General features: G+C 73.6%; 18 protein-coding genes. 2 read left to right on the top strand and 16 right to left on the bottom strand.

Annotation, left to right across the window (positions count from 1 at the left end; genetic code table 11):
• The 5 genes from ABZY91_RS28905 to ABZY91_RS28885 form a co-directional block, all read right to left on the bottom strand.
• Nucleotides 1-1654 (bottom strand): AAA family ATPase (locus tag ABZY91_RS28905; RefSeq protein ID WP_355405838.1); only part of this gene is annotated, 1654 nt, incomplete at its 3' end.
• Nucleotides 1655-1941: 287 nt separating this feature from the next.
• Complete coding sequence (locus ABZY91_RS28900; RefSeq protein WP_327681011.1) at nucleotides 1942-2145, bottom strand: hypothetical protein; 204 nt, start codon at nucleotides 2143-2145, stop codon at nucleotides 1942-1944.
• 422 nt (nucleotides 2146-2567) lie between these two features.
• Nucleotides 2568-2867 carry an acylphosphatase gene (locus ABZY91_RS28895; RefSeq protein WP_355405837.1) on the bottom strand — a complete coding sequence of 100 codons (300 nt, stop codon included), beginning with the start codon at nucleotides 2865-2867 and terminating at the stop codon, nucleotides 2568-2570.
• Between the two features lie 35 nt (nucleotides 2868-2902).
• Nucleotides 2903-3409 (bottom strand): helix-turn-helix domain-containing protein, encoded by a 507-nt coding sequence (locus ABZY91_RS28890; protein ID WP_355405836.1) that lies wholly within the window; start codon nucleotides 3407-3409, stop codon nucleotides 2903-2905.
• A gap of 193 nt (nucleotides 3410-3602) precedes the next feature.
• Complete coding sequence (locus ABZY91_RS28885) at nucleotides 3603-4985, bottom strand: hypothetical protein (RefSeq protein ID WP_355405835.1); 1383 nt, start codon at nucleotides 4983-4985, stop codon at nucleotides 3603-3605.
• A gap of 332 nt (nucleotides 4986-5317) precedes the next feature.
• On the opposite strand from ABZY91_RS28885, the gene ABZY91_RS28880 reads away from it, so the two are divergent.
• Nucleotides 5318-6238 carry a hypothetical protein gene (locus ABZY91_RS28880; RefSeq protein ID WP_329882868.1) on the top strand — a complete coding sequence of 307 codons (921 nt, stop codon included), beginning with the start codon at nucleotides 5318-5320 and terminating at the stop codon, nucleotides 6236-6238.
• Between the two features lie 6 nt (nucleotides 6239-6244).
• On the opposite strand, the gene mutM is transcribed toward ABZY91_RS28880, so the two are convergent.
• The 10 genes from mutM to ABZY91_RS28830 all read right to left on the bottom strand — a co-directional run bounded on the left by mutM (nucleotide 6245) and on the right by ABZY91_RS28830 (nucleotide 16309).
• Nucleotides 6245-7123, bottom strand: coding sequence for a bifunctional DNA-formamidopyrimidine glycosylase/DNA-(apurinic or apyrimidinic site) lyase (gene mutM / locus ABZY91_RS28875; RefSeq protein WP_329951668.1), 879 nt, complete (start codon nucleotides 7121-7123; stop codon nucleotides 6245-6247).
• A 57-nt stretch (nucleotides 7124-7180) separates the two neighbouring features.
• Nucleotides 7181-7969, bottom strand: a complete 789-nt coding sequence (rnc, locus tag ABZY91_RS28870) for a ribonuclease III (protein ID WP_329882866.1) — start codon at nucleotides 7967-7969, stop codon at nucleotides 7181-7183.
• A 20-nt stretch (nucleotides 7970-7989) separates the two neighbouring features.
• Nucleotides 7990-8163: a 50S ribosomal protein L32 gene (gene rpmF, locus ABZY91_RS28865; RefSeq protein WP_030056747.1), complete on the bottom strand. Its 174-nt coding sequence runs from the start codon at nucleotides 8161-8163 to the stop codon at nucleotides 7990-7992.
• A 2-nt stretch (nucleotides 8164-8165) separates the two neighbouring features.
• On the bottom strand, nucleotides 8166-8810 hold the full coding sequence (locus ABZY91_RS28860) for a DUF177 domain-containing protein (RefSeq protein WP_329882865.1): 645 nt from the start codon (nucleotides 8808-8810) through the stop codon (nucleotides 8166-8168).
• A 141-nt stretch (nucleotides 8811-8951) separates the two neighbouring features.
• On the bottom strand, nucleotides 8952-10190 hold the full coding sequence (locus ABZY91_RS28855; RefSeq protein ID WP_355405834.1) for an ATP synthase F0 subunit B: 1239 nt from the start codon (nucleotides 10188-10190) through the stop codon (nucleotides 8952-8954).
• Nucleotides 10191-10417: 227 nt separating this feature from the next.
• Nucleotides 10418-10909: a pantetheine-phosphate adenylyltransferase gene (coaD, locus tag ABZY91_RS28850; RefSeq protein ID WP_329882863.1), complete on the bottom strand. Its 492-nt coding sequence runs from the start codon at nucleotides 10907-10909 to the stop codon at nucleotides 10418-10420.
• Between the two features lie 51 nt (nucleotides 10910-10960).
• A complete protein-coding gene (gene rsmD, locus ABZY91_RS28845; RefSeq protein ID WP_329882862.1) occupies nucleotides 10961-11545 on the bottom strand; it encodes a 16S rRNA (guanine(966)-N(2))-methyltransferase RsmD in 585 nt (194 codons plus the stop codon).
• Between the two features lie 153 nt (nucleotides 11546-11698).
• Nucleotides 11699-12223, bottom strand: coding sequence for a hypothetical protein (locus ABZY91_RS28840; protein WP_329882861.1), 525 nt, complete (start codon nucleotides 12221-12223; stop codon nucleotides 11699-11701).
• A gap of 104 nt (nucleotides 12224-12327) precedes the next feature.
• Nucleotides 12328-14568: an ATP-dependent DNA helicase RecG gene (recG, locus tag ABZY91_RS28835; RefSeq protein ID WP_329882860.1), complete on the bottom strand. Its 2241-nt coding sequence runs from the start codon at nucleotides 14566-14568 to the stop codon at nucleotides 12328-12330.
• Between the two features lie 109 nt (nucleotides 14569-14677).
• Nucleotides 14678-16309 carry a DAK2 domain-containing protein gene (locus ABZY91_RS28830; protein WP_329951665.1) on the bottom strand — a complete coding sequence of 544 codons (1632 nt, stop codon included), beginning with the start codon at nucleotides 16307-16309 and terminating at the stop codon, nucleotides 14678-14680.
• Nucleotides 16310-16592: 283 nt separating this feature from the next.
• Here ABZY91_RS28830 and rpmB point away from each other — a divergent pair, with 283 nt between their 5' ends.
• Nucleotides 16593-16778 (top strand): 50S ribosomal protein L28, encoded by a 186-nt coding sequence (gene rpmB / locus ABZY91_RS28825; RefSeq protein WP_014138233.1) that lies wholly within the window; start codon nucleotides 16593-16595, stop codon nucleotides 16776-16778.
• Between the two features lie 139 nt (nucleotides 16779-16917).
• Here rpmB and thiD read toward each other — a convergent pair whose 3' ends face one another.
• Nucleotides 16918-17766 carry a bifunctional hydroxymethylpyrimidine kinase/phosphomethylpyrimidine kinase gene (gene thiD / locus ABZY91_RS28820; protein WP_355405833.1) on the bottom strand — a complete coding sequence of 283 codons (849 nt, stop codon included), beginning with the start codon at nucleotides 17764-17766 and terminating at the stop codon, nucleotides 16918-16920.
• Nucleotides 17767-17768 lie beyond the last annotated feature (2 nt).

The raw sequence follows: 17768 nt of genomic DNA, 5'->3' as shown, positions 1-17768 counted from the left end.
CCGCCGCGGCGGGCGAGTCGACGGCCACCGCGTCCGCCGCCGCGCCGAACGCGGCGGCGAGGGCGGTCTCGTGGCCGGGGGCGATCCGCAGCAGCGCGGCCGCCGGGCCGAGCAGCCCGGCCAGCCGGTCGCCCGCGGCCAGCAGCGCGCCGCTGCCGTCCTTGCGGCGCAGGCCGAGCGCCAGCGCCTCGTGCCGGGCGGTCAGTCCGGCCCGCTCGCGTTCGGCGGCGCCGGCCGCCTCGCGCGCGGCCACGAGCTCCCGCTCGACGGCGGCGAGCCGCTCCCGGGCGGTCTCGTGCGCGGTGTCGGCCCGTTCGTCCTCGGCCGAGGCGTCGACCCGGGACGCCAGCTCCTCGTGCTCGCACCGGGCGGCCTCGGCACGCTGCAGCGCCTCGTCCCGGGCCTCGGCGAGCCGGCCGGTCTCGGCCTCGGCGGCGGCGGCCCTGGAACGCGCGGCGGCGGCCTGCCCCTGCAGCCGGGCCAGCCCCTCCCGACGGTCGGCGATCGCCCGGGCGGCGTCCTTGAGCCGCCGTTCCTCGGCGGCGAGGTCGCGCTCCAGCTCGCCCTTGGTCTCGACCGCCTCGGCCAGCGCGTACCGGGCCTCCTCCAGCGCCCCGGCCAGCGCGGCCTCCTCCTCGCGGACCCGTTCGGCCTCCTGCTCCGACTCCTCCGGGTCCCGTCCGCGCCGTTCCTCGGTCTGTCCGCCGGCCACCGCGTGCCGGGCCCGGGCCTCGGCCAGCCCGATGGTGCCGCGGGTCCGCTCGGCCAGCGCGGAGAGCAGGTACCAGGTCTGCCGGGCCGCCTCCAGACCCGGTCCGAGCTGCTGGACCTGGGCCTCCAGCACGGCCTCGCGGCCGATCGCCCGGCCCAGTTCCTGTTCGACGGTGGAGCGGCGCAGCCGCAGCGCGAGTTCGTCGGCGATCTCGGCCTCGACCGCCCGGCGCAGGGCGAGCAGGTCGTCGGCGAGCAGCCGGAGCCGGGCGTCGCGCAGGTCGGCCTGGATGCCGGCGGCGCGCCGGGCGATCCGGGCCTGCCGGCCGAGCGGGCCGAGCTGGCGGCGGAGTTCGGCCACCAGGTCCTGGACGCGGTTGAGGTTGACCTGCATCGCGTCCAGCTTCCGGAGCGCCTTCTCCTTGCGCTTGCGGTGCTTGAGGACGCCGGCCGCCTCCTCGATGAAGGCGCGGCGGCCCATCGGGTCGGCGTGCAGGACGGAGTCGAGCTGACCCTGGCCGACGATGACGTGCATCTCGCGGCCGATGCCGGAGTCGGAGAGGAGTTCCTGGATGTCGAGCAGCCGGCAGGTGTCGCCGTTGAGCGCGTACTCGCTGCCGCCGTTGCGGAACATCGTCCGGGTGATGGTCACCTCGGCGTACTCGATCGGCAGGGCGCCGTCGGAGTTGTCGATGGTGAGGCTGACCTCGGCGCGGCCGAGCGGGGCGCGCCCGCTGGTCCCGGCGAAGATGACGTCCTCCATCTTGCCGCCGCGCAGCGACTTGGCACCCTGCTCGCCCATCACCCAGGAGAGCGCGTCGACGACGTTGGACTTGCCGGAGCCGTTGGGCCCGACCACGCAGGTGATGCCGGGTTCGAACCGCAGGGTGGTGGCGGAGGCGAAGGACTTGAACCCGCGCAGCGTCAGGCTCTTCAGGTGCACGCGCCGGTCTCCTCACATCGCTCACCGGGCTCTGCGGCGACTGTATCCGCCCGCACCTGCGGCGATCGTGTCCGGACACACCGGTCGGGCCGGCCGGTCCGGGCCCGGCCACCGGACCGCCACCGGACCGCCACCACAGCGCGCCGGGCGCGGCACCGGCCACCGGGCGCCGTCCGGAAACGCGCCGGACACGACGAAGGGACGCCACGCGGGGCGTCCCTTGCAAGCTGCGTCCCTTTCGGGGCGGCTCAGTGCACAACGACGTCGATCGAGGGATCGGGCGGGACTCAGGTGAGAGCCGGCTCCCGCTGGTCCAGATCGATGCTGCTGAGCAGCGAGTGCTCGTCAGCGACAGCGGTGAGAGCGTCGTTCTCGGCCTGCATCCGAATGAGCTCGGATTCAAGATCCTGAACGCGCTGCTGCAGCCGTCGCATCTCGGAGAGCATTCGCGGGTCGGGGCCGCCGACGTACCCGAGAAGCGCCTTTGCCATGATGAATGGTCCTCCACGCTGAGTGACCGAACCGGAACGGAACAGGTCTAGGGGGAAGGGGGACGCACGCGCGTCGCGCACCGGCAGTGCTGGCTGGGCACTACGGCACAACCGCCGTGAGCTGGGCTCACGAGGGCATGCGCCTGCCGGGATAACGCGGTCGTGTGCGCGGGTTTCCAGCGTCTCACCAAAGACGGTACGGGTCAACACGATCACCGCACGCTACCGCGCCCCTGTCACCTGCCTGGCGGTGTCGTCACGCCGGGCGGTCGCGGGGAGGTCCACCACGAGCTCGTGGATCATCGTCCGATGCGGAGTCAACCACGAGTCTGCCCGGATGGCAACCGTACGACACCGCCAGTTGCCGATCCTTTCGCACGGGTTCCGGACCCGGCCAGGGCCGGAACCGGACCGGGTCCGGCTCAGCGGATCTCGAAGCCCTCGTAACCCGTGCCGACGGCGGTCCAGATCTCGGTCACCCCGGCGACCCGGCCCGGTGTGCCGGCGCCCCTGAGCAGGGCGAGCAGCTGTTCGCAGTCGACGGCGACGCCCTCGGCCACCACCTGCACCCGGCCGTCGCCGAGGTTGCTCGCGTAGCCGGTGAGGCCGATCTCCAGCGCCCGCGCCCTGGTCCACCAGCGGAAGCCGACCTGCTGGACCTTGCCCCGCACCCAGGCGGTGACCCGGACCGGCTCCTCACTGTGGGCGTCGCGACCGTGCATGCCCCCGACCCTATCCGGCCGGGCGACGGCCCGCGTCACGGCGCCGTCGGGCCCTCCGTCGTCCAGCCCGGGCTGTGGACCTCGATCCGCAGGTCCGCGCGGCGCCCCTCCTCGCCGCAGGTGCGGCAGACCCAGGCCGGGTCGTACGGGTGCGGTTCGTGCCCCTGCGGGTCGTGCTCCAGGCCGACCGGGGGCTCCGGCATCAGCCACCGGTCGCCCCAGCCGAGCAGGGCCTGGCTGAGGGGCGCGAGGTCGCGGCCCGCCTCCGTCAGGTGGTACTCGTACCGGGGCGGGCGTTCGCTGTACGGGCGCCGTTCGACCACGCCGGCCTCTTCCAGCGCGCGCAGCCGGGCGGTGAGCCGGTCGCGGGGCGCCCCGGTGTTCCGGGCGATCCGGTCGAACCGGTGGTTGCCGTAGAACAGCTCCCGCACGGCGAGCAGCGCCCACTTCTCCCCCACCACGTGCAGCGCGGCGGCGATCGAGCAGGGCCGCCCCGGCAGGGCGGGCGCGGCGGGAACGGCTGAAGGGGTGCGGGGCGTCACGTCCTCCACCTTCCCACACCGGGTTGCCTTCTCAAACCCGTACGGCCGGGGCCCCGGAGCCGCGCCGGACATCGATCAGCGGGTCGGATCCGGCGCCGTCCGGGCCGCTCCCCGGACGGACACCGCGGCCCCGCCGGGTCGTCCGGCGGGGCCGCGGGCCGGTCGTCGCACCGGCCGGAGCCGAACGACGGAGTCAGAACCCTCCGCCGAAGTCGCCTCCGCCGCCACCGAAGTCGCCTCCGCCGCCGCCCCCGTAGTCGCCGCCGCCGAACCCGCCGTCGAAGTCGGAGGAGTTGTAGTCGGCTCCGGAGACGTCGCCGCCCTCGTAGCCGGAACCGGCGTCGCCCGCGCCGGCCGCGTAGGCCGGGGTGGCCATCATCGAACCGAGCATCGTGCCGACCAGCAGGCCCGGCAGCAGCCCGCCGCCGCCGAAGCCGCCGAAGTAGCCGCCCGCCCAGGGCCCGTACGCCGGTCCGGCGTTCCAGTACGGCTGCGGCCCGTGCTCGGTCGGGACGGTCCGGATGTCCGGGGCCTGTCCGGCCGCCAGCCGCTCCGCGTCGGCGCGGCAGACCGGGACGGTGCGCGCCGCGCCGTCCGCCGGGGCCCAGTCGGCGTCCTGCACCGACGGGCCGTGCCGCGGGTCGAAGAAGCACGGCGGACGCCGCTCCGGCAGCGGCCTGCTCTCCCGCCGGGCCTCCAGGGTGGCCAGCGCGAACCGGCCGTCCTCCAGCGCCTCGGTGACCGGCTTCACGTCGTGCGGTCCCCTGGCCTCGTCCATCAGACGCTTGGCCCGGTCATAGGAGTCCAGGGCGTGGGTGTAGTCGCCGCGCTGCACGTCGTCCGCGTCCGCGGCTCCCGGGTCGAAGTCGAGCCGGTCGAGCTCCTCGCCGTAGGCCGTGATGTCCTCGTCGACGACCCGTCGCAGCTGTGCGAGTTCGGCCCGGCGCTGCTCCTCCTTGCGCCGCTTCGCGCGGCGGAAGAGCAGGAAGACGCCGGTACCGGCCAGTGCGAGCAGGGCCAGCGGGACCACGATCGCGGCGGTCGAGGCGCCGCCCGCACCGCTGTTCACACCGTTCCCCTTGACCTGCGGGGCGGCGGTGTCGACGAAGTCGTCGAGGGTGGCGCCGATGTCGCCGGGGTGCGAGCGGAAGGAGGCGCCCGCGATCCGTTCGGCGCTCTCGCTGGCCAGCGCGGCCCGGTCCGAGCGGGCCTGGAACTGGTCGCCGCGCCAGACGGCGTAGGTGCCGGTGATGCCGACCTTGGTCCGCAGGTCGTCGAAGACCGTCTGGGCGCCGTACGGAGCCGCGGCCGGGACCACCGCGACGAAGATCGGCTTGTCGGTCTTGCGGATCTTCTCGGTCAGCGCGTCGGCCTGCCCCTGGTCGAACCGGCCGGCCATGGCCGGGTCGACGTACACCCGGCCCTGCTTGAGCGTGGCGGCCGCGTCGTCCAGCCCGCCCGCCGCCGAGGCCGCCGGCGTCACCAGGAGCAGCAACCCGAGCAGCAGCCCGAGCAGCGCCGCCACCAGGGCCGGCGGCCCGGCGGCCCGGGAACGTCGTCGAGCAAGGGTTCTCATGCCATCGACGCTACCTCTCCGGGCCCTCCGGTACGGCATACCCGTCGGGTACGGCCTGCCGGGCGACCCCCACCGTCCGCCGGGGTGCGTCCCCTCCCCGGGGATGATCTCTACCCGGGCGGGTCCCTGAGCCGGGCGGGCGGCGGGAACCCGGCCACCTGCCCGGACGTACGTTCCGGCGGGTCACCGCAGCTCGCGACGACCACCGGGGGGCGGTCCGACCGTACTCCGCGACCGGGCATAGTGGTGGCCGTACGGCCCGTTCATGACCTTCTCTTGACCATTCCTCCCGCACTCCTCTCCTCCCGCATTCCTCTCGATCGGAGCACAGCGTGTTGATCGGCCTCGTCACCGCCGTGGCGGCCTCCGCCTGCTACGGCATCGGCTCGGTCCTGCAGGCCGTCGGATCACGCCGCTCCGCCCGGGAGGAGGCCGCCAAGGGCGCCTCCGCCGCCGGGACCACCGCGCACGGCGGGCCGAGCCTCTCCTCCACCGCCAAGGCAGCCGTGACCTGGGAGTTCATCCTCGGCACGGTGCTGGACTTCATCGGCTTCGGCCTCGGCGCGCTGGCCGCCCGGCTGCTGCCGCTGTTCCTCTCCCAGACCATCATCAGCGCCAACCTGGTGATCACCGCGGTGCTGTCGATCAAGCTGCTCGGGATCCGGCTCAAGCAGCTGGAGTGGGTGTCGATCGGCGTGCTCTGCTCGGCGCTGGTGCTGCTGGCGGTCTCGGCCGGACCGGAGGGCGGCCACCACGCCGCGATGGCCTTCCACTGGGGGCTGCTGGCGATCACCACCGTGCTGCTGGTCGGCGGTGGCCTGCTGGTCCGCCGGATGGGGGCCAACGGCGCGATCGTCGCCGGCCTGCTCTCCGGTCTGGGCTTCGGCGCGCTCGGCGTCGGCGTGCGCATCCTCAACGGGATCGAGCCGTTCGAGCTCGGCGCGCTGCTCTCCGACCCGGCCCTGTACGCGATCCTCGTCGGCGGCATCGGCGGCATGTACGTGCACACCGTGGCGCTGCAGATCGGCTCGGTGAACGGGGCCACCGCGGCCCTGGTCGTCGGTGAGACGGTGCTGCCCGGCGCGGTCGGCGTGCTCTGGCTCGGCGACTCCTCGAAGGCCGGGCTCGGCTGGCTCGGCGTGGCCGGCTTCCTGCTCTCGGTGGTCGCGGCGGTCGGCGTCGCCTACTTCGGCCAGGACACCCACGGCGCGCCCGAAGCCGAACGGCCGCAGCCCGAACTCGCCAAGCACTGAGGCCGCTCAGCCCCCGCTGCGGACCCGCGGCACCCGCTGGCAGCGGGGGCAGAAGTAGCTGGACCGGTTCATCCAGGCGGCCCGCCGGATCGGTGTCCCGCAGCGCCGGCACGGCTCCTGCTCGCGGCCGTAGGCGTCCAGATCCCGGGAGAAGTAGCCGCTCTCGCCGTTCACGTTGACGTAGAGGCTGTCGAAACTGGTGCCGCCGACGGCCAGCGCCGCGGACATCACGTCCCGGGCGTTGGCCAGCAGCAGCAGCGCCTGCGGGCGGGTGAGGGACCCGGTCGGGCGGTCGTAGTGCAGCCGGGTGCGCCAGAGCGCCTCGTCCGCGTAGATGTTGCCGACCCCGCTGATCAGCGTCTGGTCCAGCAGCGCGCGCTTGACGGTGGTGCGCCTGAGGCGCAGCGCGGTCACGAAGGCGGCGTCGTCGAAGCGCGGGTCGAGCGGGTCGCGGGCGATGTGCGCGATGGAGACCGGGGTGCCCTCCGGGTCGCCGTCCTCGGCCTCCTCGACCGCCAGCCCGCCGAAGGTCCGCTGGTCGACGAAGCGCAGCTCGCGCCCGCCGTCGCCGAACCGCAGCCGGACCCGCAGGTGCTTCTCGTCCGGCGCGGACGGGTCCTGGACGAGCAGCTGGCCGCTCATCCCGAGGTGGCCGATCAGCGCGAACCCGGCCCCGGTGCCGGCGAGCGGCACCCACAGGTACTTGCCCCGCCGCTGCGCGGTGCCGAGGGTGGTGCCGGTGAGCCGGGCGGTGAAGTCGGCCGCGCCGGCCTGCTGGCGCCGCACCGCACGCGGGTGCAGCACCTCGACCCCGGCCACGGTCCGTCCGGCGACCCAGTTCGCCAGACCGCGGCGGACGACCTCGACCTCGGGAAGTTCGGGCACGGGAACAAGCCTCCTGCGACGGGGAACTGCGTCTGCTGGAGGAAGGCTACTGCGTGCTCAGGCGCCGCCGGGCAGGCGGTCGGCGTACTTCTCCTTGATCGCCCGCCAGGCGCTCTCCGCGGCCTTCTGCTCGGCTTCCTTCTTCGAGCGGCCGACGCCGCTGCCGAAGTCCTCGCCGGCCACCCGGGCCGCCGCGGTGAAGGTCTTCTCGTGGTCCGGACCGGATTCCTCGACCACGTACTCCGGCACTCCGATGCCCACCGAGGCGGTGAGCTCCTGGAGGCTGGTCTTCCAGTCCAGGCCCGCGCCCAGCTGAGAGGATTCCTCGATCAGCGGGTCGAACAGCCGGTGGACGAACTCGGTGGCCGCGTCCAGACCCTGGTCCAGGTAGACGGCGCCGATCACGGCCTCGACGGTGTCGGCGAGGATCGACGACTTGTCGCGGCCGCCGGTGCCCTCCTCACCCTTGCCGAGCCGGATGAACGTGCCGAGCTCCAGGCCGCGTCCGACGTCGGCGAGCGCGCGCGAGTTGACCACCGCGGCGCGCAGCTTGGCGAGCGTGCCCTCCGGGACGTCCGGGTGGACGCGGTAGAGGGTGTCGGTCACCACCAGGCCCAGCACCGAGTCGCCGAGGAACTCCAGGCGCTCGTTGGTGGGCAGCCCGCCGTTCTCGTACGCGTACGAGCGGTGGGTCAGGGCACGCACCAGAAGGGCGCGCTCGAGCGTGTACCCGAGGCGCCCTTCCAGGACGTCGTATTCGGTCGAAGCCGGCCCGCCGGCCTTTCCGCCACCCGAAGGAGCCTTCGTTGCGGTGGTCGCCTTGCGGGAAGAGTTACCGTCCGACATCGATCCGTGCACCCCGCCGATCAGACCGAGAGGACCTGGCGACGGTTGTACGTGCCGCAGCTCGGGCACGCGATGTGACCCAGCTTCGGCTCGTGGCAGCGGTCGCACGCCACGAGGGCCGGGACAACGGCCTTCCAGTTGGACCGACGGTGGCGCGTGTTGCTGCGCGACATCTTCCGCTTCGGAACAGCCACGGCTACTTCTCCTGGTTCTCGGCGAGACCCTCACGGGTGTCGCTGTACTTGATTCCGTCACCCTCGTCGCCAGGGGCGGCGGAGAGTCCCTGCAGAGCCGCCCACCGGGGGTCGGCGGCGTCGTGGTGGTGCGCCGGGTCGTCGCTCAGGCGCGCTCCGCACTCGGAGCACAGGCCCAGGCAGTCTTCCTGGCACACCGGCTGCAGCGGCAGTGCGAGCACCACCGCGTCACGCAGCACCGGCCGGAGGTCGAAGTAGTCGCCCTCCAGACGGTAAGTCTCTTCTTCCGAGTCCTCTTCGAGGTCCTCGGTCCCGGCGGTCCGGGCGCGATGGCGCTCGTCGGACTCCGGGTAGTAGTACAGCTCCTGGAAGTCCACGTCGAGGTCGAACTCGACCGGCTCCAGGCACCGTACACACTCGCCCTCGACCACGGTCTCGGCGGTGCCGGTCACCAGCACGCCCTCGACCACGGACTCCAGGCGGAGCTCCAGAACCATCTCACTCTTCTCGGGAACACCGATCACGTCGATGATCCCCAGGCCCTCGGGGGCCTCCAGGGTCCGGCTCACCTTGCGCAGCGCACCCGGACGACGGCCCAGCTCGTGCGTGTCGAACACGAGGGGGTCGCGGTGGTCGAGGCGGTTCAAGGTGTCCTGACTTCCTGAGAAAACTGATGTGCGGCGCCACTCATCGAATGGATGCGCGGGCAGACCGACGGCCCGACACGGAGAGGCCGGAGTGGTCAGACTACCGGAGTCTCCGGCCAGGCCCAACTTCGCTCCCGGCCACTACCTCCCGCCGAGCTCCCGGAGCCGGGTCATGTCGATCATGCTGGTGTCGAAGAAGCTGGTCTCGTCCAGGCCGGGCTGCGCCTGCTGCGGAAGGGCCGGCGGGTTGGCCGGCGGCTGCGGGTAGCCGGCCCCGGCCTCGGGCTGGGGGTTGCCCCAGGCGTCGTACTGCTGGGCGGCGTACCCCTGGTGCTGGGGCGGGTAGTCGTACCCGCCCTGCTGGCCCTGCTGACCCTCCGGGTAGCCGGGTTGCTGCACGTGCTGGACCTGCTGCGCGTGCTGGATCTGCGGGACCTGCTGGCCGTAGCCGTACTGGCCGGCGTACGGGTCGCCCCCCTGGCCGATCGCCGGGTCGAAGCCGCCGCCGTACACCTCCGCGTACTGGCCGCCGCCCTGCTGCGCGGCCGCGTACTGGTCGGCCCCCGGGGACTGCCAGCCCGCCGCCGCCGGGGCCTGCTCCGGCCAGCTCTGCTGCTGCGGAACCTCCTCGCGGTACCACGCGATGTCGGCGCCGTCGGCGTCCCCGGCGAAGCCCGCGGCGACCGCCTCGGCCCGCTCCTTGGCCTGCTGCGCCTGGTCGGCGGCGGCCAGGTAGGCGCCCAGCTCGTCGATCGGCCGCTTGCCGAGCAGCTTGTCGCGGCCCTTGCCGACCGCCTCCAGGGTCGCGCTGAGCACGTTCTCCAGGGTGGCGAGCTTCACATCGACGTACTCGTCGACCTCGGGGCTCGGGCTGGTCCGCTGCGGCCGGAACTCCTCGCCGTCGCTCTCGCCCTCGAAGTCGTTCTCGAAGACGCTCGCGTCGCCGCGCAGCTTGGTCCGGCCGCGGCCGACGGCGCCGAGCGTCTTGGTGAGCACGACCTCGAAGTTGGCCAGCTTGCTGTCCACGTAGTCGTCGGCCTCGGCACGCTTGGTGTCGACCTCGGCGCGGGCCTCGACGAGGATCCGGTCGGCCTCGGACTGGGCGCGGCGGACCACCTCGGTGTCGGAGATCAGCGAGCCCCGTTCGGCGTGCGCCCCCTGGATGATCCGGTCGGCCTCGGACTGGGCGTCCGCGACCACCGACTCGTGGTCGGCCATCACCGACTGGGCCTGGGCCAACTCGGCGGGCAGTGCCGACCGCAGGTCCTGGAGCAGGCCGACCAGCTCGGCCCGGTTCACCACGCAGGAGGCCGACATGGGCATCGAGCGGGCGTTCTCGACGGCGGCCACGATCTCGTCGACCTTGTTCTGCACGTCCACGGGGCTTCGTCTTTCCGTGTGCCGCCGACGGTCCGGCGGAGGCAGCGCCCGGCGCGGTGCACCTCACCGCAGGGCAGGAATACAGACTGTACGGCCACGGCGGGGCGAGGTCACAACGTCCGGACGGGGCCGACCAGCCACCTGACCGACATACCGTGACGAACCGGCAGAAACGGACCGGAGGTCACCACCGGGCCCACCCCGCGGGCCGGCCGCCCCGTCGCGCGCTACCGCCCGGCGCGCCGCTCGGCGATCCGCTCGACCAGGCGGCCGTGCACCGTCTCCGGCAGCAGGTGCGAGACGTCGCCGCCGTACGAGGCCACCTCCTTGACCAGCGTCGAGGAGAGGAAGCTGTACGTCGGCGACGTCGGCACGAAGAGCGTCTCGACGCCGGTCAGCCCGTGGTTCATCTGGGCCATCTGCAGCTCGTAGTCGAAGTCGCTGACGGCGCGCAGGCCCTTGATGATCGCCGGGATGTCCCGCTCCCGGCAGAAGTCCACCAGCAGGCCGAGGTGCGACTCGACCACGACGTTCCCGTACTGCGCGGTGGTCTCCTCGATCAGCGCGATCCGCTCCTCGACGCTGAACATGCCCTCCTTGTTGCGGTTGATCAACACCGCGACGTGCACCACGTCGTACAGCTTCGAGGCCCGCTCGATGATGTCGAGGTGACCGTTGGTGATCGGGTCGAACGATCCGGGGCAGACGGCACGGCGCATGGCGTTGGTGCTCCCTCATGGGGTGACGAGACTGCTGCGGGCCTCGGCCCGCTACGGGTGGCGACGGGTCTCGGCGGCGGCGCGACCGTACCAGAGGGTGCCCTCGCCGTACCGGCGCGAGCGCAGTACCTCGAAGCCCTCCGGCCAGCCGAACTCGCCGCCCCGGGTGCTGCGCTCCACGGTGACGAGTGCGTCGGCCGCGAGCCAGCCCCCGGCCGACAGTGTGATCAGCATCTCGCGCACCTCGTCGTCGGTGACGACGTACGGCGGGTCGAGGAAGACGAGGTCGTACGGAGCCTCCGGAGCCGGCCCTGCGATCACCTTCTCCGCCCTGGCGGCCTTCACCAGCGCGCCCGGCAGTCCGATCGTCCGGACGTTCTCCCGGATCACCCGGGCCGCCTGGGCGTCGGCCTCGACCAGCAGCACGTGCTCGGCGCCGCGCGACAGCGCCTCCAGGCCGACCGCGCCGGACCCGCCGAACAGGTCCAGCATCCGGATGCCGTGCAGGGTGCCGCGCAGCGCCTCCAGGGTGGAGAACATCGCCTCGCGGGCCTTGTCGGAGGTCGGGCGGGTGCCCCGACCGGGCGGTACGGCCAGTCGGCGGCCGCCGGCCGCCCCGGCGATCACGCGGGTCATGGTGGTGGGAGGTCCTTTCGTCGCTGCCCGACCACGCTATACGGGCCGGGCCCCGCCGGTCCGACCGGCGGGGCCCTCCCCCCTCACTTCAGCTCGTCACCGCGGACGCCGCACCCCCGTCGCGCCCCCGTCGCGCCACGGACCGGATGCCGGCTACTCCCCCGCCGCCTGGGCCGGGACGGCCGCGCCGAGCAGCGTCGGCGAGGCGTAGCGGGACCAGGAGAGGCAGCCGTCGGGCGGGCAGTACTCGGGGCGGCGCGGGTCGTGGCCGAGCTCCCGCAGCTTGGTGCGGACGGAGTCGGGCGTACGGCCGAAGCGGGCGGCGATCCGGGCGACGGTCTCGTTCTCGTGGAACCGCCGGACCAGTTCCTCCTCGTGCTGCGGCACCCAGGGGGCGCCGTGTCCGGGGTAGAGCTCGCGCAGCACGTCACGGTCGGGGATGGGCTCGGAGACGTCGGCGACGATCGCCAGGGCCCGGAGCGCCCGGTTGAGCGCGATCCGGAGCGAGGCGACGTCCTCGACCGGCAGCCGCAGCCGTCCGGAGGCGAGCGGCGCGGCCGCTTCCCCCTCGCGCCAGCCGGTGAGGGTGAGGGTGACCTCGCGGTCGTCGTCGCTGGCGAGTTCGATCCGGAAGACCTTGTCGCCCAGCGGGAGCTCGTTGAGATGACGGAATGCCATGGCAAAACCCCCAAGTGTCGCGCCAGGAACGCACCTTGGGGGTGCGTCCTGAACACCTTCATTCTCTCCCGAGGGTCTGACAATCGGGCTCGGCCGAGCGGGCCTCAGCCCTTCTCCAGATACTCCGCACGGTCCTCGTCGAGCAGGCTCGCCAGCGCGGTGCGCAGCTCCGGGTGGGCGGTCAGCCCGGGGTCCTCGGCGACCAGCCGGGTGGCCTCGGTGCGGGCGGTCACGATGACCTCCTCGTCCTCCAGCACCGAGAGCACCTTGAGCGAGGACTTCACACCCGACTGCGCCTGGCCCAGGACGTCGCCCTCGCGGCGCTGTTCGAGGTCGATCCGGGACAGCTGGAAGCCGTCCAGCGTGCCGGCCACCGCGTCCAGCCGGGCCCGGGCGGCGCTGCCCGCGGGCATGTCGCTGACCAGCAGGCAGAGCCCGGCGGCGGAGCCGCGCCCGACCCGGCCGCGGAGCTGGTGGAGCTGGGAGACGCCGAACCGGTCCGCGTCCATGATCACCATCACGGTGGAGTTCGGGACGTTGACGCCGACCTCGATCACCGTGGTCGCGACCAGCACGTCCACCGCGCCGGCCGTGAACCGGCGCATCACGTCGTCCTTGGCCTCGGGCGTCAGCCGGCCGTGCAGGATCTCCACCCGCAGCCCGGCCAGCGGGCCCCCGACCAGCTTCGCGGCGGTCTCCACGACGGAGAGCGGGGGCCGCCGCTCGTCGCTCGCGGCGCCCTCGTCCGGTGCGTCGTCGGTGAGGTCCTCCAGCTCGTCCTCGGCCCGGCGCCGCTTCTTCGCGCCCTTCGCGGCCTTCGGGTCGGCGGGCTCCTCGTCCCCGATCCGGGGGCAGACCACGTACGCCTGGTGGCCCCGGGTCACCTCCTCGCGGACCCGCTCCCAGGCCCGCGCCAGGAAGTTGGGCTTCTCGACGGCCGGGACGACGTGGGTGGAGATGGGCGAGCGGCCGGCCGGAAGCTGGTCCAGCACGGAGGTCTCCAAGTCCCCGAAGACGGTCATCGCGACGGTGCGCGGGATCGGGGTGGCGGTCATCACCAGCAGGTGCGGCGGCTGGTCTCCCTTGGCGCGCAGCGCGTCGCGCTGCTCGACGCCGAAGCGGTGCTGCTCGTCGACCACGACCAGGCCGAGGTCCTGGAACTGCACCTTGTCCTCGATCAGCGCGTGGGTGCCGATCGCGATGCCGGCGTCCCCGCAGGCCATGTCGAGCAGCACCTGGCGGCGGGCCGGGACGCCCATCGAGCCGGTGAGCAGCGCCACCCGGGTGCCCAGGTCGGAGCCGCCGAGCAGACCGCCCTCGGCCAGGTCGCCCATCATCTCGACGATCGAGCGGTGGTGCTGCTGGGCCAGGACCTCGGTGGGCGCGAGCAGCACCGCCTGTCCGCCGGCGTCCACCACGGCGAGCATGGCGCGCAGCGCGACCAGGGTCTTGCCGGAGCCGACCTCGCCCTGGAGCAGGCGGTGCATCGGGTGTTCGCCCGCCAGGTCGGCGGCGATCTCCGCGGAGACCTTCTGCTGGCCCTCCGTGAGGGTGAACGGCAGCCGGGCGTCGAAGGCGTCGAGCAGGCCGCCCTCCCGGGCCCTGCGCGGCTTGGCGGGCAGGGCGGAGTCGGCGGCCCGGCGCTGCGCGAGGGCGACCTGGAGGACGAACGCCTCGTCCCAGCGGAGCCGCTCCTGGGCGCGTTCGCGGTCGGCCTGGTTGCGCGGGCGGTGGATCAGTTCGAGCGCCTCGGGCAGCGGGATCAGGTCGTGCCGCTCGCGCAGTTCGGCGGGGAGCGGCTCGCCGACGTCGGACAGGTGCTTGGTGAGCGCCGTCTCGACGCAGAGCGAGAGCTTCCAGCTGGGCATCTGGGCGCTGGCGCCGTACACGGGGATGAGCCGGCCGGCGAACTGCTGGGCGGCGCCGGCGTCCGCGTCCGCGTCGAGCAGCTGGTAGTCCGGCGAGACCAGCTGGCGGGTGCGGTTAAAGACGCCCACCTTGCCCGCGAACAGGCCCTGGGAGCCGCCCTTCAGCTCCTTCTGCCGCCAGCCCTGGTTGAAGAAGACCAGCGAGAGCCGGCTGCGGCCGTCGGTGACGACGACCTCCAGCCGGTCGCCCTTGCGCCCGCGGAACGGGATCAGGGTGACCTTCTCGACCCTGGCCAGCACGGTGACGTGCTCGTCGATCTCCAGCTCGTCCAGGCTGGTGAGCTGGCCGCGTTCGACGTAGCGGCGCGGGTAGTGGTGCAGCAGGTCCCCGACCGTGCGCAGCTTGAGGCTGTCGGCGAGCACCTTGGCGGTCCGGTCGCCGACGAGCTTGGTCAGTGGTTCATCGAGAGCGCCCATCAGGGCCTTGTTTACACCACGGGACCGACAGACCGGCCCTCACTCCACCGACGCGCCCTCCGGCCGCCCCGGTCCGGCGCGGCGCGCGGAGCCACCCGCGGAGCCGCCCTCACTCCACGCCGATGAGCAGCGGCGCCGACTCCTGGCCGCCGTGGAAGACCACCGCGTCCACCTCGGGCCGCCGGTGCCGGGCGTGCGCGACCATCCGCTCGGCCAGCCCCTCGGGCGCGCCCTCGCCGAGGATCAGGGTGACCAGTTCACCGCCGGCACCGAGCATCCGGTCCAGCACGCTCGTGCCGACCTCGGCCAGCCCGGTGCCGATCACCGCGACGTCCCCGTCGATCAGGCCGAGCACGTCGCCGGCCTGGCAGACCCCGGCCATGGTCCAGGACTCCCCCTCGGCGACCGCCAGTTCGGCGTACCGGGTGGCGCCGGCCGCGGAGGTCATGGCGACCACGTCCTCGTCGAAGCGCCGGGCGGACTCGTGCACGGCGAGCGCGGCCAGGCCCTGGACCGGCGACCGGGTGGGCAGGACGGCGATCCGGACGCCCTCCTCGCGCAGCTGGTCGGCGGCGGCGCCCGCGGCGGCCCGCAGCTCCGGGTCGTTGAGCAGCAGCACGACCTCGCGGGCGGCGGACCGGCGGACGGCGGCGGTGAGTTCGGCGCTGGCCGGCGGGCGGCCGGGCTCGGCGTGCAGCACGACCGCGCCGGCCTGCTCGCAGAGTTCGGCCAGGCCCGCGCCCGAGACCACCGAGAGCACCGCGCGGGTCCGCCGCTCGGCCTCGCCGCGGTCGGCGGCGGTGCCGGCCCGGGCGGCGGCCTCGGCGAAGTGGGTGATCCGGATCTGGTGCGGACGCCCGGCCCCGACCCCGGCCTCGACGGCGGCGCCCGCGTCGTCCACGTGGACGTGCACGTTCCAGAGTCCGTCGCCGCCGCCGACCACCAGCGAGTCGCCGAGACCCGCCAGCCGTTCGCGCAGCGCCGGCAGGGCCTCGTCGGGGGCGTCCAGCAGGTAGATGACCTCGAACGCGGGGTGGCCCGGCCCGGGCGGGCGGACGTGTCCGGAGCAGCTCTCCACCACGTGGAGGTCCCCGCGCAGGGCGACCGGGCCCATCGGCTGGTGCCCGGCCACCGCGTCGGCGAGCGCGCCGAGGACGGCGACCAGGCCGCGGCCCCCGGCGTCCACCACCCCGTTCTCGGCGAGCACGGCGAGCTGTTCGGGGGTGCGCCGCAGCGCGTCCCGGGCGGCCCGGTACGCGGTGTCGGCGACCTGGCCGAGCCCCGCACCGGCCCGGCCCGCCTCCCGGGCGGCGACCCGGGCGACGGTGAGCAGGGTGCCCTCGACCGGCTCGGCGACGGCCTGGTAGGCGGAGTCGGCGGCCCGTTGGAGGGCGGCCCGCAGCTGGTCGGCGCCGCCGCCCTCGGCGAGCATCTCGGCGGTGCCGCGCAGCCACTGGGCGAGGATCACCCCGGAGTTGCCGCGGGCGCCGACCAGCGCGCCGCGGGCCATCGCCCGGGCGGTCTCGGCGAGCCCCGGCACCCCGCCCGGTCCCGGGTCGGCGAACCGGCTCTCCACCGCCGCGGCGGCCGACTCGACGGTCAGGTACAGGTTGGTGCCGGTGTCGCCGTCCGGGACGGGATAGACGTTGAGTGCGTCGATCTCCTCACGGGCCTGGCCGAGCGCGCGCAGGGCCAGCTGGCACCAGCTGCGCACGGCCGGGGCGTCGAGCGTGTGCAGCACCAGGTCTCCTCCGGATGGGACGCCGTGATGGCCTGAGGGTGAACGGCGAGGGGTGATACCGGCAGGTTATCGGGGGCCGCGGGACGGTGCCCGGAGCGGCGGGCAGAGCGATCACTCGGCCGGTCGTGGTAGTTTCGTTGAACGGAAGCAAGCGTTGTATGCTCTTCCGGTTGCCTGGAACAGGTTCAGGCTCACCCTTCGGCCCGGTCCGGTTCACGCGAGTGCTCCGCTGGTCCAGCGGGGTTTTCGAACGTAAATGATCTGAAGTCTTGGAGTGACTCCTGTGGCTGCCAACTGCGACGTCTGCGGCAAGGGGCCGGGCTTCGGCAACAGCATCTCCCACTCTCACCGCCGTACCCCCCGTCGTTGGAACCCCAACATTCAGACGGTGCGCGCTGTGATTGGGCGGACGCCGAAGCGGCTCAACGTCTGCACCTCGTGCATCAAGGCCGGTAAGGTCTCGCGCTGACGCGCAGACCGGTACGCCGGTCCTCCAGCAAGCCGGTTCATCCTCGGATGAGCCGGCTTCCTGTTTGCCCGGCGAACCCCGCCGACCCTTCCGCCGATGGGCGGGCCCCCGGGCCCGCCCATCGGTCTTTCCGGTCGGTTCAGCGCCAACGCCAGGCGTGGTCGACCGGCCCGATCCCGCCTCCCAGCGCGAACCCGCCGGCGATCGCGCCGGTGATGTACTCCTTCGCGGAGGCCACGGCCTCCGGCAGCGGCTCGCCCTTGGCCAGTCCGGAGGCGATCGCGCTGGCCAGCGTGCAGCCCGTGCCGTGGGTGTGCCGGTTGTCGTGGCGCGGTGCCCGGAACCAGTACTCCTCCCCCGCGCCGCCGTGGAGCAGGTCGACCGCGTCGCCCTCCAGGTGGCCGCCCTTGACCAGCACCCAGCGCGGCCCGAGGTCGAGCAGCGCCTTGGCCGCGTCCGCCATCTGCGCCTCGTTCTCCACGGTGCGCCCGGTGAGCTGCGTCACCTCGTGCAGGTTGGGCGTGGCGAGGGTGGCGACCGGCAGCAGCTTCTCGCGGACGGTCGCGACGGCCTCGGCGGCGAGCAGCGCGTCGCCGTGCTTGGAGACGCCGACCGGGTCGACCACGACGGGCACGTCGACGTCGACCAGCAGTCCGGCGACGGTCTCCACCAGTTCGACGGAGGCGAGCATGCCGGTCTTCACGGCCTGGACGCCGATGTCGTCCACCACGCTGCGGAACTGGGCGCGGACGGCCTCGGCGGGGAGTTCCCAGTAGCCCTGGACGCCGAGCGAGTTCTGCGCGGTGACGGCCGTGATCACGCTCATGCCGTGGACGCCGAGGGCGAGCATCGCCTTGAGGTCGGCCTGGATGCCGGCGCCGCCGCCGGAGTCGGAGCCGGCCACCGTGAGGACGCGGGGAGGTGCGGCGGAGGGGCCGCCCGGCGACGGGCGGCCGCCGGGGGCGGGGGTGGAGGACGGGAGCGACATGC

Source organism: Kitasatospora sp. NPDC002965, assembly GCF_040611255.1.
In the GTDB taxonomy this organism is placed as follows: Bacteria; Actinomycetota; Actinomycetes; order Streptomycetales; family Streptomycetaceae; genus Kitasatospora.
This window is presented reverse-complemented; position numbering and strand designations above follow the sequence as displayed.

Excerpts from the sequence above, each read along its gene's own strand:
- ABZY91_RS28900 (WP_327681011.1), bottom strand. The coding sequence starts at position 2,145 with ATGGCAAAGGCGCTTCTCGGGTACGTCGGCGGCCCCGACCCGCGAATG.
- ABZY91_RS28895 (WP_355405837.1), bottom strand. The coding sequence starts at position 2,867 with ATGCACGGTCGCGACGCCCACAGTGAGGAGCCGGTCCGGGTCACCGCC.
- ABZY91_RS28885 (WP_355405835.1), bottom strand. The coding sequence starts at position 4,985 with ATGAGAACCCTTGCTCGACGACGTTCCCGGGCCGCCGGGCCGCCGGCC.
- rnc (WP_329882866.1), bottom strand. The coding sequence starts at position 7,969 with ATGTCGGACGGTAACTCTTCCCGCAAGGCGACCACCGCAACGAAGGCT.
- coaD (WP_329882863.1), bottom strand. The coding sequence starts at position 10,909 with ATGCGCCGTGCCGTCTGCCCCGGATCGTTCGACCCGATCACCAACGGT.
- rsmD (WP_329882862.1), bottom strand. The coding sequence starts at position 11,545 with ATGACCCGCGTGATCGCCGGGGCGGCCGGCGGCCGCCGACTGGCCGTA.
- ABZY91_RS28840 (WP_329882861.1), bottom strand. The coding sequence starts at position 12,223 with ATGGCATTCCGTCATCTCAACGAGCTCCCGCTGGGCGACAAGGTCTTC.
- recG (WP_329882860.1), bottom strand. The coding sequence starts at position 14,568 with ATGGGCGCTCTCGATGAACCACTGACCAAGCTCGTCGGCGACCGGACC.
- thiD (WP_355405833.1), bottom strand. The coding sequence starts at position 17,766 with ATGTCGCTCCCGTCCTCCACCCCCGCCCCCGGCGGCCGCCCGTCGCCG.